Origin of the sequence: Herminiimonas fonticola (genome assembly GCF_040395855.1) — a bacterium.
Classification (GTDB): domain Bacteria; phylum Pseudomonadota; class Gammaproteobacteria; order Burkholderiales; family Burkholderiaceae_D; genus Oxalicibacterium; species Oxalicibacterium fonticola_A.
In genome coordinates, this window is record NZ_JBEBPO010000052.1 from 1 (window position 1) to 17,412 (window position 17,412).

The 17,412-nt window shown below is 54.4% G+C and carries 21 protein-coding genes; 9 read left to right on the top strand and 12 right to left on the bottom strand.

The features are described from left to right. Window positions 1-45 precede the first annotated feature (45 nt). Genes ABWP27_RS08130 through dctP form a run of 3 tightly spaced genes read right to left on the bottom strand, consistent with a single transcriptional unit; the run spans window position 46 to window position 3,019 of the window. Window positions 46-1,392 (bottom strand): TRAP transporter large permease, encoded by a 1,347-nt coding sequence (locus ABWP27_RS08130; RefSeq protein ID WP_353155527.1) that lies wholly within the window; start codon window positions 1,390-1,392, stop codon window positions 46-48. A 1-nt stretch (window position 1,393) separates the two neighbouring features. Continuing rightward, window positions 1,394-1,930 carry a TRAP transporter small permease subunit gene (locus tag ABWP27_RS08135; RefSeq protein ID WP_353155529.1) on the bottom strand — a complete coding sequence of 179 codons (537 nt, stop codon included), beginning with the start codon at window positions 1,928-1,930 and terminating at the stop codon, window positions 1,394-1,396. A 60-nt stretch (window positions 1,931-1,990) separates the two neighbouring features. Continuing rightward, entirely contained in the window at window positions 1,991-3,019 is a 1,029-nt protein-coding gene (gene dctP, locus ABWP27_RS08140; protein WP_353155531.1) for a TRAP transporter substrate-binding protein DctP, read from the bottom strand. Window positions 3,020-3,307: 288 nt separating this feature from the next. On the opposite strand from dctP, the gene ABWP27_RS08145 reads away from it, so the two are divergent. Further along, complete coding sequence (locus tag ABWP27_RS08145; RefSeq protein ID WP_353155533.1) at window positions 3,308-3,970, top strand: GntR family transcriptional regulator; 663 nt, start codon at window positions 3,308-3,310, stop codon at window positions 3,968-3,970. 14 nt (window positions 3,971-3,984) lie between these two features. Here the strand turns inward: ABWP27_RS08145 and ABWP27_RS08150 are convergent, their stop codons facing one another. After that, on the bottom strand, window positions 3,985-4,902 hold the full coding sequence (locus ABWP27_RS08150) for a LysR substrate-binding domain-containing protein (protein ID WP_353155535.1): 918 nt from the start codon (window positions 4,900-4,902) through the stop codon (window positions 3,985-3,987). Between the two features lie 203 nt (window positions 4,903-5,105). Here ABWP27_RS08150 and ABWP27_RS08155 point away from each other — a divergent pair, with 203 nt between their 5' ends. The 3 genes from ABWP27_RS08155 (at window position 5,106) to ABWP27_RS08165 (ending at window position 7,893) form a co-directional block, all read left to right on the top strand. Then, entirely contained in the window at window positions 5,106-5,855 is a 750-nt protein-coding gene (locus ABWP27_RS08155) for a maleate cis-trans isomerase family protein (protein WP_353155537.1), read from the top strand. Window positions 5,856-5,985: 130 nt separating this feature from the next. After that, the gene (locus ABWP27_RS08160) at window positions 5,986-6,579 is read left to right on the top strand and encodes a TetR/AcrR family transcriptional regulator (protein ID WP_353155539.1); all 594 of its coding nucleotides are present in this window, start codon (window positions 5,986-5,988) and stop codon (window positions 6,577-6,579) included. A 36-nt stretch (window positions 6,580-6,615) separates the two neighbouring features. Continuing rightward, the gene (locus ABWP27_RS08165; protein ID WP_353155540.1) at window positions 6,616-7,893 is read left to right on the top strand and encodes an MFS transporter; all 1,278 of its coding nucleotides are present in this window, start codon (window positions 6,616-6,618) and stop codon (window positions 7,891-7,893) included. Window positions 7,894-7,916: 23 nt separating this feature from the next. Here ABWP27_RS08165 and ABWP27_RS08170 read toward each other — a convergent pair whose 3' ends face one another. Both ABWP27_RS08170 and smpB read right to left on the bottom strand, forming a co-directional pair. Continuing rightward, window positions 7,917-8,507: a class I SAM-dependent methyltransferase gene (locus ABWP27_RS08170; protein ID WP_353155542.1), complete on the bottom strand. Its 591-nt coding sequence runs from the start codon at window positions 8,505-8,507 to the stop codon at window positions 7,917-7,919. A gap of 79 nt (window positions 8,508-8,586) precedes the next feature. Further along, entirely contained in the window at window positions 8,587-9,036 is a 450-nt protein-coding gene (gene smpB, locus ABWP27_RS08175; protein WP_353155544.1) for an SsrA-binding protein SmpB, read from the bottom strand. A gap of 81 nt (window positions 9,037-9,117) precedes the next feature. On the opposite strand from smpB, the gene ABWP27_RS08180 reads away from it, so the two are divergent. The 4 genes from ABWP27_RS08180 to ABWP27_RS08195 all read left to right on the top strand — a co-directional run bounded on the left by ABWP27_RS08180 (window position 9,118) and on the right by ABWP27_RS08195 (window position 10,861). Further along, complete coding sequence (locus ABWP27_RS08180; protein WP_353155546.1) at window positions 9,118-9,843, top strand: sulfite exporter TauE/SafE family protein; 726 nt, start codon at window positions 9,118-9,120, stop codon at window positions 9,841-9,843. Between the two features lie 141 nt (window positions 9,844-9,984). After that, window positions 9,985-10,140, top strand: a complete 156-nt coding sequence (locus tag ABWP27_RS08185) for a hypothetical protein (RefSeq protein ID WP_011870963.1) — start codon at window positions 9,985-9,987, stop codon at window positions 10,138-10,140. Between the two features lie 164 nt (window positions 10,141-10,304). After that, entirely contained in the window at window positions 10,305-10,724 is a 420-nt protein-coding gene (locus ABWP27_RS08190; protein ID WP_353155548.1) for a GreA/GreB family elongation factor, read from the top strand. Next, window positions 10,721-10,861 (top strand): hypothetical protein, encoded by a 141-nt coding sequence (locus ABWP27_RS08195; protein ID WP_353155550.1) that lies wholly within the window; start codon window positions 10,721-10,723, stop codon window positions 10,859-10,861. Before ABWP27_RS08190 ends, ABWP27_RS08195 begins: the two co-directional genes overlap by 4 nt. Window positions 10,862-10,906: 45 nt before the next feature. Here the strand turns inward: ABWP27_RS08195 and ABWP27_RS08200 are convergent, their stop codons facing one another. Further along, complete coding sequence (locus ABWP27_RS08200) at window positions 10,907-11,587, bottom strand: MarC family protein (protein WP_353155551.1); 681 nt, start codon at window positions 11,585-11,587, stop codon at window positions 10,907-10,909. A 74-nt stretch (window positions 11,588-11,661) separates the two neighbouring features. Then, entirely contained in the window at window positions 11,662-12,588 is a 927-nt protein-coding gene (locus ABWP27_RS08205; protein WP_353155553.1) for a DedA family protein/thiosulfate sulfurtransferase GlpE, read from the bottom strand. A gap of 181 nt (window positions 12,589-12,769) precedes the next feature. Here ABWP27_RS08205 and ABWP27_RS08210 point away from each other — a divergent pair, with 181 nt between their 5' ends. Next, window positions 12,770-12,967, top strand: coding sequence for a hypothetical protein (locus ABWP27_RS08210; RefSeq protein ID WP_353155555.1), 198 nt, complete (start codon window positions 12,770-12,772; stop codon window positions 12,965-12,967). Here the strand turns inward: ABWP27_RS08210 and asd are convergent. The 4 genes from asd to ABWP27_RS08230 form a co-directional block, all read right to left on the bottom strand. After that, the gene (gene asd, locus ABWP27_RS08215; protein WP_353155556.1) at window positions 12,964-13,848 is read right to left on the bottom strand and encodes an archaetidylserine decarboxylase; all 885 of its coding nucleotides are present in this window, start codon (window positions 13,846-13,848) and stop codon (window positions 12,964-12,966) included. The two genes, ABWP27_RS08210 and asd, sit on opposite strands and share 4 nt — an antisense overlap. Window positions 13,849-13,897: 49 nt before the next feature. Further along, entirely contained in the window at window positions 13,898-14,125 is a 228-nt protein-coding gene (locus tag ABWP27_RS08220) for a hypothetical protein (protein ID WP_353155558.1), read from the bottom strand. Window positions 14,126-14,170: 45 nt separating this feature from the next. Continuing rightward, window positions 14,171-16,108 (bottom strand): AsmA family protein, encoded by a 1,938-nt coding sequence (locus tag ABWP27_RS08225; RefSeq protein WP_353155559.1) that lies wholly within the window; start codon window positions 16,106-16,108, stop codon window positions 14,171-14,173. Window positions 16,109-16,293: 185 nt separating this feature from the next. Then, a partial coding sequence (locus tag ABWP27_RS08230; protein ID WP_353155561.1) for an NAD(P)H-dependent flavin oxidoreductase occupies window positions 16,294-17,412 on the bottom strand: 1,119 nt, incomplete at its 5' end.

A 17,412-nucleotide genomic window follows, 5' to 3' on the forward strand; every position in this document is an offset into this window, starting at 1 on the left:
CAATTCTTTTACGCCGATTTTCGGAAAGCAAATTCCACTGTTTCATTACATTCCAATTTTATTAGGCAGATAAGTGACAATCCCCGGGAATACAGCCAGCAAAGCGATGAATGCAATCATGATCCAGATGAAGGGAACAACGCCCCTGAGTATTTCGCGGTTCTTGATATCGGGCGATATGCCCTTGATGACAAACAGGTTCAGCCCGACTGGCGGCGTGATCAGTCCGAGTTCCATATTGACTGTCAGCACGATGCCGAACCAGATAGGATCAAAACCATTGGCAATAATGCCGGGCAAAATAACCGGCGTTACCATCAGGATGATCGCCACCGGCGGCAGGAAGCAACCCAGGACCAGCAACAGCACATTGACCCAGAACAGATAAGCCCACTTCGACATTTCCAGCGCTGACAGCCATTCCGCCGCGCTCTGGGTAATGCGCAGATAGCTCATCACGTAGGTAAACAAAAATGCCATCGCAATGATCATCATGATCATGCAGGATTCTTTTGCCGTTCCCAGGAAAATTGCGCGCACGTCCATCCAGCGATAGCACTTGTAAACCAGCGCTACCAGCACCATCGCACCGAAGGCTCCGATGCCGGCAATCTCTGATGGCGTACCGATCCCGCCGTACATCGCGTACATGATGATGGCAATCAGGATCACGAATGGCAGCAGGCGTGGCAGCACTTCAAAGCGTTCGCGCCAGCTGTAGTGTTCCGCAACAGGAGCAATAGCAGCCTCGCCCTTGCCGGATGCCAGTGCCTCATTGGCCAAGCGGATATCCTTGGATGCGCGATACACGACATACGCAGCAAAGCAAAATGCCAGCAACAAGCCGGGAATGATGCCAGCCAAAAACAGCTTGCCGATCGATTGCTCGGTAATCAAGCCGTAGATGATCAGCGTGATCGACGGTGGAATCAGAATGCCCAGTGTGCCGCCGGCGGCAATCAAGCCGGTTGCCAGTGCATCCGAATAACCGCGCTTGCGCATTTCGGGTATGCCCATGCCGCCGATCGCTGCACACGTCGCAGGACTTGATCCGCACAATGCGGCAAATACCGTGCAGCCGATGACATTCGCGACACCCAGCGAACCCGGCATTTTGTGCATCCAGCGATAAGCCGATTCATACAGATCGACAGCGGCACGCGTCTTCCCTATCGCCGCTCCCATGATGATGAATAGCGGAATCGTCAACAGGGTGAAGTTGTCCAATTCACCGTACAGGGTTTCAGCCAGCATCTCCAGATTCATCGGCGGCATGAAAAAGTACATGAAGCCGAGTGCACTCGCGCCCAGTGCAAATGCGATCGGCATTCCTGAAAACAGCAAAATCAGGGTGACGCCCAGATAAAGCAAACCAAGTTCTAGCGTACCCATCTCAGGCTCCCATCAGGTTTTGTTCTTGATGTTTTTTATGCGGGACACGAACGGCAAGCGTTTCGATGATCTGCGCCACCATCTGCAAAGCCATCGTGCTCAAGCCGAAGGCCATGAAAAAATAGGGAATCCACAATGGCGGAGCCCAGGTGGAACTGGTGCTCCACCCCTGCTCGTAGGCATTCCAGCTGAAATGCCACGCGTTTCGTGCAATAAAAAACACCACGACGAGCGACAGAACATCGCCTGCCAGCAGACGATACCTATTCCATTTGGGCGACATCACTTCATCCAGCACTTCAATGCCGACATGGCCGCGCTCGGCCTGGGTATAGGCAGCGGCCAGAAAAGTCGCGGCAATCAAAAGGTAAACACAAAACTCGATCATCCAGTCATTGGCAACGCGCAGGTAATAGCGCGTAATGACTTCGTAGACCAGCGCCAGCGTCGCCACCACGATTAATAAAGCAGAGAGAATCGCCATCCAGCGATTAAAGGCACGCAAACTGTTGCCCAGCAATCGAATCAAATTAGTCATATGAAATTCCTGAAAAAATGCCTGCAAGTGAAATTGCAGGCATTTTTACTTCGACGGGGTTTACTTGACGGCCTGCGCCATGTCGAGCAATTGCTGCCCGTTCTTCACATTGTCAGCAAAGTTTTTCCATGCAGTCTGCTTGGCCAGTTCGCGCCATTTTGCAAAGGCAGCATCATCCATATCCGATGCGGTGGCGCCATTTTTGCCATACACCTCGCCCAGACGAACGTCATCCTTCTTCGATTCTTCCATCGCGAATTTTTCCAGACCGGCGCCGACTTCCATCACGATTTTTTGCTGTGCCGGTGTCAGGCTGTCATAAGTGCTTTTCGCCATCAGCAATGGCTCGAACATGAACCAGAACGTATTTTTCCGTGCAGTCGTCACATGTTTCGCCACTTCATACAGACGGAAACTCAACAGGGATGTGCTTGATGTCACGGCCGCGTCCAGCACGCCGGTTTGCATGGCGTTATAGATTTCCGACGATGGAACGTTCGTGATCGAACCGCCTGCGGCCTTCAGCATCATGTCCATTTCCTTGCTGCCGCCACGGATTTTCACGTCCTTGGCATCAGCAGGCTGCACGATGGATTTGGTCTTGGATGCAACGCCACCGGCTTGCCATACCCAGGTAATGATCTTGACACCCTTGCCTTCCACCACGTCGTTCAAGGCTTTGCCGATAGGCGCTGTCTTCCAGCGCAAACCTTGCTCGTAACTGGTCACGAGCGCAGGCATCAGGCCGAGATTGGTTTCGGGAACCTTGCCGCCTTCATAGGCCAATGGCAGCACTGTCATGTCCAGTGCGCCGGTCTGCATTGCGGAAAACTGGCTGTTCGGCTTGACCAAAGAAGCAGATGGATAAATTTCGAATTTCAATTCGCCGTTGGTGCGTTTTTCAACGTCCTGTGCAAACTTGACGGCCAGACGATGACGGAAATCGACATCGGCGCCATCGCCACCCGGGAATTGATGGGAAATTTTGATCACCTTGGTTGCGGCCATTGATGAGGCCGAGAATCCAAAGGCAAATGCGCCTATGAGCACAGTGGATAGTGTGGACTTCAGAAACTTGTTACTGATCATTTTTGTCTCCTGTATGAACTTCTTTTTTAAGAATTCAACTGCTCCAAGGCATCAGTAGCGAACGTTCAAGATACACATCCATCCACGCGTGCAGACTGACGATTAACCTCACCTCCCACTGATCTTGCATGCGTAATCGTTATGCGATCGGCAAATTAATACCAACGGTGGCTTTTCTTTTTGTGTATACAAGAATACATTTAAAGAATACACAGTCAAGAAGTAAATACTTTATATAATGTTTTTTTGATATTTTTTCTTAAAGAAACATAACCATGTTGCGCAAAAATGAAAAAACACTCTGAAGTATTACGCGAAGCAATCGAAGAAATGATTGCAGTTGGCAAGCTCCCTCCCGGACATCATCTCGATGAAACCGAACTGGCAAAAGAGTTTGGCGTATCGCGTACGCCGATCAGGGAAGCACTGATCCAGCTGGCGTCCATGGGGATAATCGTGATACGTCCCAGACGCGGCGCCATCGTGGCGGAGATCGGCCCGCAGCAGCTGATAGAGATGTTCGAGGTCATGGCAGAGCTGGAAGCCATGTGTGCACGCCTGGCGGCGCGGCGCATGAGTCCGGCAGAACACGCAACATTGAAGGCTACACACCTGGCCTGCAAGGAAGCACGCGATAACGCAGATTCCGATGTTTACTTTTACAAGAACGAAGAATTCCACCAGCAGATCTATATAGGCAGCCAGAATGCCTTCCTGGAAGAGCAGGCACGTGTGCTGCAGCGCCGCCTGCGCCCATATCGCCGTCTGCAACTGCGTGTGCGCAACCGCGTGACAGCATCATTCGATGAACATGGTGCGGTAGTCGATGCCATCATCGAAGGCAAAGGCGAGCTCGCAGCTGAATTGCTGCGCCAGCACATCATGATCCAGGGCCAGCGCTTTACCGATCTGATTGCTTCCTTGTCCAAGCCCTCAGGAAAAACAGTGTGATTACAGCGCTTGTTTCAAGCGGATACGACCAGCACCTTGGCGGCAGCAGCGCTCAGGCTGGAAGCAAGGAGGCGAACCGGCACCGGTAACGCACGTACATCTCGCACGGCAAGAAGCAGCGTTCGCTCGGCCCATGCATCATCTACCCGCAAAAAATGCAGGCCCAGGGATCGTGCTTCCACTTGTGTCAGAAATGGCACCACGCCTACACCGATTCCTGCCTTCACCATCCTGCACACCGCGTCGAAGCTGCGTACTTGCCCCCGCAGCTTGAGCTGCTTTTGCAAGCGGCTGCTCGCAGCGTGCAATCTCTCTGTCAGCGAAGTCGCTTCTGCCAGGCTGACAAAATCATAATCAAGCACATCCGATAATGACACCCGTTTGTGCGCAGCCAGGACATGATTTTTCGGCACGACCAGCCCCAGCTTTTGTTTGCGATAGCTAAACACAGCGATGCCTTCGGCAGGTGTCGGATCGGCAAAAATTCCTATATCCGTACGGTTCTCGCGCACACCTGCCACGACATCGCCGCTATTGCGTTCTTCAATATCAATCCGGATTCCTGCATGCGCGTGCATGAATGCGTGCAAATCATCAGGAAGAAATTGGGTAATTGCGGAGGTGTTGGCCCAGATACGCACCTGGCCACGCATGCCGGAGGCGTAATCCGACATCACGCCGGACATCCTGTCCACGTCCTGAATAATCCCGAGCGCATGCTGAAAACATGCATTGCCTGCATCCGTCAACGTAACCCCGCTCGCATGCCGATACAGTAAAGCAGTACCAAGATGCGCTTCCAGATCCGAAATGCGTTTGCTGGCTGCCGCCAATGCAAGATTGGCCTGCTGTGCACCGCGCGTAATGCTGCCGGTTCGCGCAACGTCTACAAACAGGCTGAGAGTGATCAAATCAAAACGGGCAACGTTCAAGGAGTTCCCTTCCCCTGTTAGAAACAGCTGAGAAAATTTCTGCTACGGCGTCATTCATCGCCCTTCATCTTATCCCAGCCTTCGTCCTTTGCGAAGGCTGGGCCTCGCACATGACGAAATGACGCACTCTGCAATCATCGTTAGAGTTCAATTTTCCCAAGCTGGTGCTCGATGTGCGAGTACCGCATTGAAAAGGATATTTGATGAAAACCTTCCGCATCGGACAGATAGTCCCCAGCAGCAATACCACAATGGAAACTGAAATCCCTGCGATCCTGCGTGCACGAGAATCCATGGAGCCGGAACGCTTTACCTTCCATTCCAGCCGCATGCGCATGAAGCGCGTCACCAAGGAAGAACTTGCCGCCATGGATGCCGATTCCGACCGCTGCGCGCTGGAATTGTCGGATGCCCGCGTCGACGTCCTCGGTTATGCATGCCTGGTTGCGATCATGAGCATGGGGCGCGGCTACCATCGCGTTTCCGAAGCGCGCCTGCATCAACGCACAGTCGAGAATAACGGCCCTGCTCCAGTCGTCACCAGCGCGGGCGCACTGGTACATGGGCTGGGAAAAATCGGGGCAAAAAAAATTGCGATCATCACTCCTTACATGAAACCTCTTACCGAACTGGTGGTGGATTACATCCAGCATGAAGGGATTGAAGTGCTCGATTGCATTTCGCTTGAAATCGCCGACAACCTCCAGGTCGGCGCACGCGATCCGAATGCGCTGATCGAGATATCAAAGCGACTGAATGTCGCAAACTGCGATGCCGTAGTCCTGTCCGCATGCGTTCAAATGCCTTCCCTTGCATCCCTCCAGCCTGTGCAGGATCGGCTGGGCTTACCTGTATTGTCTGCCGCTGCATGTACTGCCTACCAGATGCTGGAAAGACTTGGTCTGAAAGCAGTAGCGCCGAATGCGGGCGCACTTTTATCAGGAAAATATTAAGGTCTTTGCACACAAGCTCTGCCGGCAAGGCAAAATCAGTCTCGATTTTTATAAATGATGATCAACATCTATTGTATTTATGATGAATGTCATCTATTATTCCGGCAAGCTGATTTTAAAAGGATAAGCCATGCCGCGCGTTTCCAGAGAACAAGCCGATCTCAATCGTGCTGCCATCGAAAATGTCTCCGCCAAACTATTTCGTGAAAAGGGTTTCAATGGCGTCAGTGTCGCGGATTTGATGGCGGCAGCCGGACTGACGCACGGAGGTTTTTACGGCCATTTTTCCTCCAAGGATGAACTGGCCGCAGCCGCCTGCGCGCAGGCTTTCAGCCATGCTTCCGAGCGCTGGGAAAAAAGAGTGTCGGATGCAAAAGATGAGCGCAGCGCACTGCAGACTATCGTCGATAACTATCTGGCACACAAAAACATTACGGATATAGGCAACACCTGCCCCGGCCCTTCACTTGCTGTCGATGTGGCGCGTGAGCCGCTCGACAAGCCGGTGCATGCCGCCTATCTGGCCGGCACCAGGGAGCTACTGGAAATCCTCGCATCGCTGTGTCCGTCCGACGATGCCGCGATGCGCAGGCAAACTGCGCTGGCGCAGTGGAGCACCATGGTCGGCGCCATGATGCTGGCACGCGCCACGCGCGGCGATCCGCTTGCGGATGAAATTCTGGCAGCCGCACGTCTGCATCTGACGACACATTCCGCTGTCTGACACCGGTCTTTTTTACAGCTCCATCACAGGATTCTTATGTACGCACAAACGCTGTCAAACTGGCTGGATCGCAAAGGTATACATTTTTCATGGGTCGTCGTGGCGATTACTTTCCTGACGATGCTCACCTCATCCGCTGCGTTGGGATTACCCGGCGTGTTGCTGCAACCACTCAGCCGGGAATTCGGCTGGAGCAACGATGAAATTTCATCCGCGATCGCACTGCGCTTTGTACTGTTCGGCCTGATCGGGCCCTTCGCCGCCATCTTCATGGAACGTTTCGGCTTGCGCAATGTGATCACGACTGCATTGGCACTGGTGGCACTCTGCCTTGCGCTGTCCACGCAGATGTCCGAGCTCTGGCACATGTTCCTGTTGTGGGGCCTGATTCTCGGCATCGCCACCGGCATGACTGCGCTGGTATTGGGCGCCGTGGTTGCCAATCGCTGGTTTGAAAAACGGCGCGGCCTGATCATAGGATTGCTGACGGCCAGTTCGGCCACCGGGCAATTGATCTTCCTGCCGGTAGCGGCATGGCTGATCGAACATCATGGCTGGCGCATGGCAGTGATCCCGGTGTTTTGCTGCTGCGCGCTGGTTGCCGTGCTGGCGTTCATATTCATCCGCAATCATCCGCATGACGTAGGCATCACGGCTTACGGCGCAGACCCGAGTGTGGTGCTGCCGGTGCCGCCAAGCACTGCGCACATGACCTTGTGGGAACCATTGAAAGTATTGCGCAGCGTCTCCGGCAATCGCACCTTCTGGGTACTGGCCGGCACTTTCTTTATCTGCGGCTTGAGTACCAGCGGCCTGATCCAGACGCACTTCATCTCGCTGTGCGGCGATTACGGCATGGCGGCCATTCCTGCTGCCGGCATGCTGGCGATGATGGGCGCATTCGATTTTGTCGGCACCATCCTGTCGGGCTGGCTATCCGATCGCTATGACAATCGCAAGCTGCTGTTCTGGTATTACGGCTTGCGCGGCCTGTCCCTGCTGTGGCTGCCGCACTCCGACTTTACCTTGTATGGGTTGTCGATCTTCGCGATGTTTTACGGCCTAGACTGGATTGCCACTGTGCCGCCGACAGTGAAACTCGCCGGCGCGACCTTCGGCAAGGCACGTGCGGGAATGATCTTCGGCTGGATATTTGCCGCGCATCAGATTGGCAGTGCGATCGCAGCCTATGGCGCCGGCTTGTCGCGCACCATGCTGCTGACTTATACGCCGGCTCTATATACCGCTGGCGCTGCCTGTCTGTTTGCCGCAATGATTATCTTCATGATACGCAAGCCGCTCAAACCGGCGTAACAGGATCAGGGTTCCGGATTCGCTTATCGGGGCTTGCGCCACACCGAAGCCAGCCAGGGTTGCTGTTCACGCGGCAATCCTGGCGGCCGGTAATAATGTTCGAGTTCGACAAAACCGGCATCCGTCATGAATTGCTGCCAGGCGGGCCATTCGTAATAAGCACCGTAACGATCGCCGCTCCAGCCTTCCCGATTTTCGCCGCGCGGATTGGAGCTGAAGAGTACGCCGCCAGCCTTCAGGCTTGCATGCAGCTGGCGCAACACGCGCGGCAACTCCTGGCTCGGCACATGGAATAGCGATGCATTGGCAAACACGCCATCGAACTGCTGCGCAGGCAAGGCCAGTTGCAGGAAATCCTGCTGCCATACTTCGCATTTGGCATCTTCCTGTGCCATGCGTACAAACTCGGCCGAACCGTCAAGGCCGACCGGATGATGGCCAAGCGCAATCAGGGTTTTCAAATCGCGTCCCGGACCGCAACCCAGATCCAGAATGCTGAATGGCGCATCCGCCTCTATGTATTTCAGCAGCGACTGGATGTTCTGGCTGACGTCATGCGTGCGCGTGCCTTCACGGAACGCGCTCGCGCCCTGGTTGTAATGATTCAGCGTCACGGCGCTGATATGCCCCAGCTCCTGCGGGCTTAATTTTGCGTCTGAAATTTTACTTGCTCCATGCCAGCCATCCGCACGTCTAGCGCTTATGGATTTTCATGATCTTTTGATGTTCGCGCTGCCAGTCGCGTTCTTTTTCGGTATTGCGCTTGTCGTAATCCTTCTTGCCTTTCGCCAGCGCGATCTCGCATTTCACTCGCCCCTTTACCCAATGCAGGTTGACAGGCACCATCGTAAAGCCGGATTGATCGACCTTGCTGACGAGTTTCTTGATTTGCGCTGCATGCAGCAAAAGTTTGCGCGTGCGTATCGCTTCCGGGTGATCGAAGGACGAGGTGCTGTTCAAGGCACTGACGTGCGCGCCGAACAGATAAATCTCGTTGTCACGCGCAATCACATAGGCTTCCCTGAGCTGCACGCGGCCGGCGCGTATCGCCTTGACTTCCCAGCCTTGCAATACAATGCCTGCTTCGTAGCGGTCTTCGATGAAGTAATCGTGGAATGCTTTTCTGTTATCAACTATGGTCATGGTGCTCTCTATTCATAGCAGCAGTGTAACGGTCTGTGCGGCAATCTGCACCCACGACCGCTGCATTCAACATTTAAAAACATGATCGCCTACCTGTTCGTTCTGGCCGTTGGCCTGGTTGCCGGTGTCATCAGCGGTGTGATCGGCACCGGTTCGTCCATCATTCTGCTACCCATACTGGTCTTCACCTTCGGCCCCAAGCAGGCTGTCCCTATCATGGCCGTGGCAGCTGTGATGGCGAACCTTGCGCGCGTGATGGCGTGGTGGAAGCTGATCGACTGGCGTGCATTTGCCGCCTATTCAATTACCGGCATTCCGGCCGCCGCCATCGGCGCACGCACGCTGCTGGCCTTACCGGTCAATCTGATCAACAGTTTTCTCGGCCTGTTTTTCATTCTGATGATTCCGGTACGACACTGGCTGATCGCACGCAATTTGCGTCTGCGCTTATGGCATCTGTCGCTGGCCGGCGGCGTGATCGGTTTTCTCACCGGCGTTGTATTGTCTACCGGCCCGCTCAGCGTGCCGGCCTTTACCGCTTACGGTTTGGTGAAAGGAGCATTCATCGCCACCGAGGCTGCCAGTTCGCTATTCCTGTATGTAGGCAAACTCATCGTCTTCGGCGAGTTCGGCGCCCTGCCACCGGATATTTTCATCAAGGGCCTGCTGGTCGGCGCATCGCTGATGGCAGGAACCTTCGCCGGAAAAATCGTCATGCTGAAATTGAGCGAACGCGCCTTTCAATATTTGCTGGATGGCTTGCTGTTTTGCTCAGGCATCTCGCTGCTATGGGCGGCCATAGCTTGAATTACCGATAAATACCCCCATGTGGAGGATAGCCGTACTAACAAGCCCTTCCGTTTTTACATGCAATTTTGAGCATGGTTGACGGAAACATCTAAATGGCTATACTGAAGCTCTTTCACCCACTTGCATAAGCTGCCTGCAATGACTACGCCAACCTTCCTGTCGAAACGCATACGTTCTGCGCCGAACAAGGAAGAGTCGCGCGCACGTATTGTGAGTATTCCGGTCATTACGCGTGCCGTTGCCGGAATCTACTCGCAGACAACTTTCGTAAGAGACCTCGCCTGCCTCCCTTAGGCTCGGCGAGTGTCCACGGGAACGAGACTTCGTTCCGCAACATCACTCCCGAGCCACCCACATCCAAAACCTGACGATGTATTGATGCTTTTGCATTGATATGCATCGATACGCATTGCCATTTTTGGCTGGCCTGACATGGCCGGCTATGGAGTTTTATTGCCATGAAAAATCAACGTTACCTGACCCAAAATGATGCTTCCATTCTGAGCAAGCTGGCTGAACAGCTGCTGCGCTTGGGCGAAGTTGAAATCAATGCCGGCGAAGAATTGATCGATATCATTTCGACCTCGGTAATCCTGCCGATCAATGCGCCGCGCAAGGATTGCGTCTCGCTCTACTCGACCGTTTCGTATTCACCCGCCAATAGCGATGAAAAGCGCAGCATCAGCATCGTCTGCCCACACGATGCCAATCCTCAACTCGCGCGGATTTCGACCCTGACGCCTATCGGTCTGGCCCTGATAGGAAGAAAAGTGTCGAGCACGGTCGAAGTCGAGTTGCCGTCCAATCGCGTCGAGAAAATCAAGATTCTCGATGTCACCCCGCTGGACTCGGCAGTAGGCGAGCTTACCCACTCATGAAAAACCATGATCTGTCCGCAGCCAAACGCGCGACAGCCATGCAACTGGTCGAAAAAGGAGTACGACTGAAAAAATGGCTGTGCACCTGTATTGCACTAGGCGTCACGCTGGTGACGGTTGCGATTGCGCTGGATTGAGCAGCGCGCGCAACCGCCGCTGGCGGCCGGCAAAAGCCGCAGGCATCAACTTGTCAGGATATTTGCCTCGGTCAACAGGCCGAGCATACCCTGCCAGAAGATTTCTATGCCTATGCACAGCAGAATGAAAGCCGACAGCCGCAGCACGACCATCGTGCCCAGGCGCCCCAGCAGGCTGACCATCTTGTTCGCATAGCGATAACAGAGAAAAATCACCAGTGCCGTCATTGCCGCACCCAAAGCTGCACTGCCGATTGAAATAAGCAGATTCGACAAACGGGACGGCGCGCTTGCACCCAGCGTAATCGACGCTGCGATTGCACCGGGGCCGACCGTCAGCGGAAAACTGATCGGATAAAAGCTGCGCACCTTGAAATCGTCCTCGGACCAGACTTCGCCCGGCTTGCTTGCCACTTGCGTACGAATGGCATCCTGGCCGTTATCGTTCAGCAGGCGCCAACCGGTAGCCGCCACCAGTATGCCGCCGCCGATACGCACGATGGGCAGCGAAATGCCGAAGAACATCAACACGTGCGAACCGATGAACATCGCGCCCAGCAGCATGACAAAACAATTGATCGCAACCTGATTCGCCAGCCGCTTCTCTGCATCGCGGCCGATATTGCCTGCAAGACTGGCAAATATCGGCGCATTGCCGAATGGATTGAGGATGGGCACCAAGGTAATTGGTATCAGGATTGCAGCCTTGAAGAATAGAATCAGCATGAAATATCTTCAGATGGTATGGAGATGAAAAATATGGATGAGAATATGGATGAGAAGCAGGCTGCCCGAAAAATCTAATGACGATCGACCGAGAATCCGGCTTCCACCCACGCGTCGATACCGCCCGTCAATGGTCGCACCCGGGTGTAACCGCGTTGCATCAATTTTTTGGCGATCCGCGCCGCCGATACTTCATTCGGACAGGCACAATAAACGATGACTTCCGAATCGGTTTCCGTATTGATTACCAGTGCGCTGATATCGTCATCCGACAACACCATCGCGCCGGGGATTTTCCCGCTTTGCCGGGCAAAGTCTGAACGGACATCAATAATGGTAGGCGGATTGCCCTGCTTCAGCAATTGATCGAGTTCGTCGACGGAAATACGCGCCATGCGCAAATCCTTCAGAAAGCTATGGCGTTGCCACCATTTGCGCGCAATGTAAATCGCCAGCGCCACTGCCACCAGCACCAGTCCCCATTTACCCAGGCTGGCCAGAATATCCAGTAAATCCGATACGGCAGAGCTGAACAGTGAACCGAGAAAAATTGCCGAGCCCGCCCACAGCGCCGCACCCAAGGTATCGAAGAAAACGAATTTGACGGAGCGCGTGCCGATTGCACCGGCCAGCGCGCTGGCAACTGAAGCAAAACCGGGAATGAATTTCGCCACCAGCAGCGACGCCGGGCCATAACGCATATAAATGGATTCGGTTTGCCGCACGCAAGAATCCGGCGACAGCGAAATCCGGCACAAACTAGCCATCACGCGCCCGCCGTAACGCCGCCCGGCCATATACCAGGCGAAATCGGCAATCAAGGCCGCCAATACGGCAACGAACAGCAACATCGGTGCAGAATATTCGCCTCTTCCCAGTAGCGCGCCGGTAATCACAAGCGTAGGATAAGCCGGTATAGGCGCGCCCAATTGCTCCAGCAACACATTACCGAAGACGAAAAGCAGACCGTATTGCTCAATCAGTTCTAGCAGGAAATTCATGACATTCGTTCCGTCTCTTGTTCGCTATTCTTCATCGGGAAGCAGAAAGCATAACAGGCAGATGCAAGCTGTGCCTGGCGTGTAAAGATTTTAAACAGGTAATGGCGATCAGCCCGGCGACGAATTTTTTATCGCGCAACAGGTCAAATCGTCGACATGCAGTAGCTCAAGGAGTCGCATCATGACGAAGGAAATCAGGCATTACATGGATGAAGCCGACATAGGCAGCGGCGAAAAAAATGCAGGTGAGCTGGAGACCGAACTTGAAATCGGCAAAATCAACCCCGCGCAGAATTTCGATCGGCAAGACAGCAAGGATGCAGAAAAACGCAAAGGCCTGGTCGATGAAGACCACCCTTTCCCGCCCAAGGGAAATTAGCCGGCGTCAGCCTGCACTGCAGGGGGCGCAGTAACGGTAAGCGCCTGCGCCATGCTCTCACCCAGACGGACCGGATGCTCTGCCGCCCATGCCGGATTGAAAGACAAGGTTTTCTGTGGAAACAGCATGACCACGGTAGAGCCGAGTAAAAAGCGTCCCATCTCTTCACCCTTCTTCAAGCCGAGATACTGTTTGTCATAGTGCCATTCGCGTATGTTTCCCTTGCGCTCTGCATTGACTACACCGTGCCACGTCGTCTGCATGCTGCCGACAATGGTCGCACCTACCAGCACCAGTACGAAGGGGCCCGCCGCACCCTCGAATACGCACACCACGCGTTCGTTGCGCGCAAACAGATTCGGCACGCCGCGTGCAGTCGTCGGATTCACTGAAAACAATGCACCAGGCACATAAATCATGCGCATCAGGCGTCCATCGCAAGGCATGTGAATGCGGTGATAGTCGCGTGGACTCAGGTACACGGTGGCAAAACTGCCATCCTCGAACTGCGCCGCCAGTTCACGGTCGCCGCCTACCAGCGCAGCAGTGGAATAACTGTGTCCTTTGGCCTGGAAGATCTGGTCTTTTTGTATTGCGCCGCACTGGCTGATTGCACCATCGACCGGGCAGATATAGGGATCGTCGGCCAGCGGGCGGGCACCGCTGCGTAATGCGCGGGTGAAAAACTCATTGAAGCTGGCGTAGCTGCGGATATCCGGATTCGCCGCTTCCGTCATGTTGACGCCGTATTTGCCGATAAACCAGCGGATCAAACTGGTCGTCACGCGCCCTGCTTTCGCACCCGCGATCTTGCCCGCGAAGATGGTCAAGGCCTTTTTGGGCAGCAGGTATTGAGGAAGAACAGGCAAACGATTGGACACAATGAATTTGATGAAAAAAAAGATGCGTGATTGTAGCGGGTCTTTGAACTTATTTCGGTGCGATGACGCGCCTGACAGTAATCCGGTCGATAAAGAATTCACCGTCTATGCATTTGCGATGCGGCACGCCCGACAATTCAAAACCCAATCCGCCATCTTCCAGCCACATGTTGACCAGCGTATCGAACTCTTCTGGATCGAGATGCAGCATCTGCGCCGAAATGACGAACTGCGCACCATCTTTTTGCTTATTGACAATATCTTCCAGCAAGGCCATCTGCATTCCATTTCAAAACTAAAACTGCCGACATCATAGCTTTTTTCAGTTGCCAGATGTGCGTTTCGCTTTGCCGGCAGAAGCTTTTGCCTTGCTGGAAAAGACCAGCTGGCATGGATCGGATTCAGGATTGGCGCCATCCCATATCGATGTAGCAAGCACACTGATGCCGCTGCTGAGGATCGCCGCGCCTATTCTGGCAATGACACCGACGGCTCCGGTTTCATCCATGGCCAGTTCCGGTTTGACAAGTTTGCCGACGATTTTCACTTCGCCGGCAAAATTGGAAATTCCGAGATTGATACCAGAACGCGCACGTACACGACCACGCAAGTCCAGCGTCTGATCGCGCAAATTTACCGCACCGCGCGTCAGCAACTGGCTGGCATCGCTGCGCGCCCCTACGATTGCCTCGCCGCGCGCCACGCCGGACTGGAAAGGCAAACGTGCACTGATGCAGGAGAGATCGACACGTTCGGAATCCCGCGCGGAAAACAGCCCGGTCAGCCAGAACTCGGCATTGCCTGCCTTGGGCGAGAGAATTTTTGCCGCACCGACCTGAATATTCACGGGGCCGCTAAGTGTGGCAGCAAGGTCGTTCATCGATGCGCCGGTCGCATCGATACGCGCATCGACTTTCATCGCTCCGCCTGTGATCGCGATGTTCTTCCCGCTTTGCCTGAACCATTGCTCCAGTGTGATATCGCTCATCTGCAGGTTCAGATGCACGGCTTTTTTACGTCCTTCAAAGAGTGCATCGCCGCTTGCATGACCACCCAGCAGCTTGCCGGAAAATGCTTCTACCTTCATGCGATCACCATTGAAACGCATCTGTGCTGCCGCATCTGCGATTTCGATACCGGAACGCATTTTCAAGGCGGCAATCCTGATCTCGGCAGTTCCTTGCGTGCCGTCGAGATCGACCAGCAAGGGCCAGGCAAGCGCTTGATCGCGGAACAATTGGCCGGTTTTTTTAGACGGCAGTGATGGCTGGCCGATATCAAGAAAAGTCTGCACCATATCTATTCTGTCGCCTTGCAGGCGCGCATGAAAGACCGGCTTGCTGCCGCTGCGATCCCACTGCCCGTCGCCGGATAGATTCAACTTCCCCAGGTGCAGCCTGAGATCAGCAAACTCGGTTTTTTTATTGGCCGCGAGCAGTTTCACCGCTCCTTTGAAAGGCGCTGGAGATGCTCGCTCTATGCCGAAGAAACCGAACATGTCCTGCATCGACTCCGCTTCTATCGCAGCCGTCACATCGTAGTTCTGCAATGTGAGATCGAGTGGAAGCTTGCCGTCAATCGTGACTTTTGCCTGGCCGGAAATGACGTGAATGCTGCCGGCGCTGACTGCGCCCGGCTTGCCCAGTTCCGATAAATCGTCCAGCTTGCCGTTCAGTCGCAGCAAATGATTGTCGTGTACTACATTCAGTTCGAATGTCACCCCTCGCAAACCGCGCCCGCCATCCGCATGCAGGTTGAGCACCTGCCATTGCTCAGGTACTTCCCTGCCATCGCGAAAACGGATATTGCTGTGCAAGACATTCATGGATGTCAGCGTCGTATCGGACAGCGAAAAGGTGTCCGTCTGCGGAAATGTCCAATTGCGTTTGCCGTCAGCAGCGACTTCCAGGTTGACTTGCAAGCCTTCAAAATGCAGGCTGTTCAAGACAATCTTGCCACCCAACAGCGGCAGCAAGGCAAGCTGTGCAGTGACAGAAGACGCTTCAAGAAAATGCTGATCCTGTGCCCATTCCGGATTGGATAGCGTGATATTTTTCGCATGCAATTGCGGATACGGAAACAGGCTCAGGTCAACCTCGTCCAGTGTCAGTTCGCGCGCCAACTGCTGCCTGGCCTGATCGCGTGCGAATGCTTGCAGATGCGCGCTGTCGGTCTGCATATGCAAGATGCTCGCAGCAACGGCCACTACAAGCGCCAATCCGCTCGCTCCCCACAATACTATTTTTTGCCACTTCTGCATGCGATTTATCCTTGCACCGAATCTGCATACTGAATCTGTGCACCGAATTTATCTATCAGCGCAATCGAGAGAGTGGTCGAGGATATAACAGATGCGGCAAGACGTCATGCAGGATGTGGCCACACGCAAGCAGGACAGGACGGCGCTACGCTGCAACGCCGATGATGCAGGCTGGCTCAACAATCTTATGCGCCAAGTGCCCTGCCCGTTACCGGACTGACGCCATTCAACAGATAATCGATCAACTCGCGCACCGGCCGGATCGCCGTGCCAAATGGCAGCGGTTCTGAGCCGCGAAAGAACAAGCCACGTTTGACGTCGCCTTCCAATGCAAAGCCGAGTTGCGTATCGATGCAAAATTGCCCGGCTTTCGCGATGCCGTCACGCAAACCGCATTGATGCAGGCAATCGAAGCCGACCGTACAATCCTTAGGCCCCGCCTTGCGCTGCAGCTTGGCTTCCTTGTCGAGATAATTGGCGAGCCATTGCGTTTTTACCGCACGCGCCGGCAAACCGGCGCAGCTCATGAAGGTCACGATGTCTTCCGGCTTCGCGCCGGTCAGTATCTTCTTGAAATTGATATGCGCGTCACCTTCTTCACTCACCGCAAACGGTGTACCGAGTTGTACCGCGCTGGCGCCCAATGCAAACAATTCGCGTACCTGCTCCGGGCTGTGTATGCCGCCGGCGGTAATCAGCGGAATCTTCTCGCTCTCGATACCCAGCTCCTTGAACAAGGCCAGCGTTCCTTCCAGCACCACGGAAAACGCAAAGTGCGGGTCGTTGACGCTATCGAGCCCGGCAGCACCCAGATGGCCGGCCGCATATTGCGGATTCTCGATCACGATCGCATCCGGCAGACGCTTGCGGCGCATCCATTTTTTCAATATCAGTGCAATGCCGCGCGCATCGGACAGAATCGGGATCAAGGCCACATCCGGATATTCACTGGTCAATTCCGGCAAATCCATGGGCAGGCCGGCACCGACCACGATCGCATCGGCACCGCTTTCACAGGATTGCCGCACATACGCTGCATATTCAGCCACCGCCCGCATCACGTTGACGGCGATCATGCCGCGACCTTCTGCGATTGCCTTGGCAGCCTTGATTTCACGATCAAGCGCAATCAGATTGACTTCATTGATCAAGTCCTTGTTGCGCGACTTTTCGGTTTGCGCCATCAGGTCGGGATGATGACGGCGCAGATCAACACTTGAAATCGTGCCAAGTGCACCGAGGCTGGCGACACTTCCGGCCAGGCGATGCGCGGAAACGCCTACGCCCATGCCGCCTTGCACGAT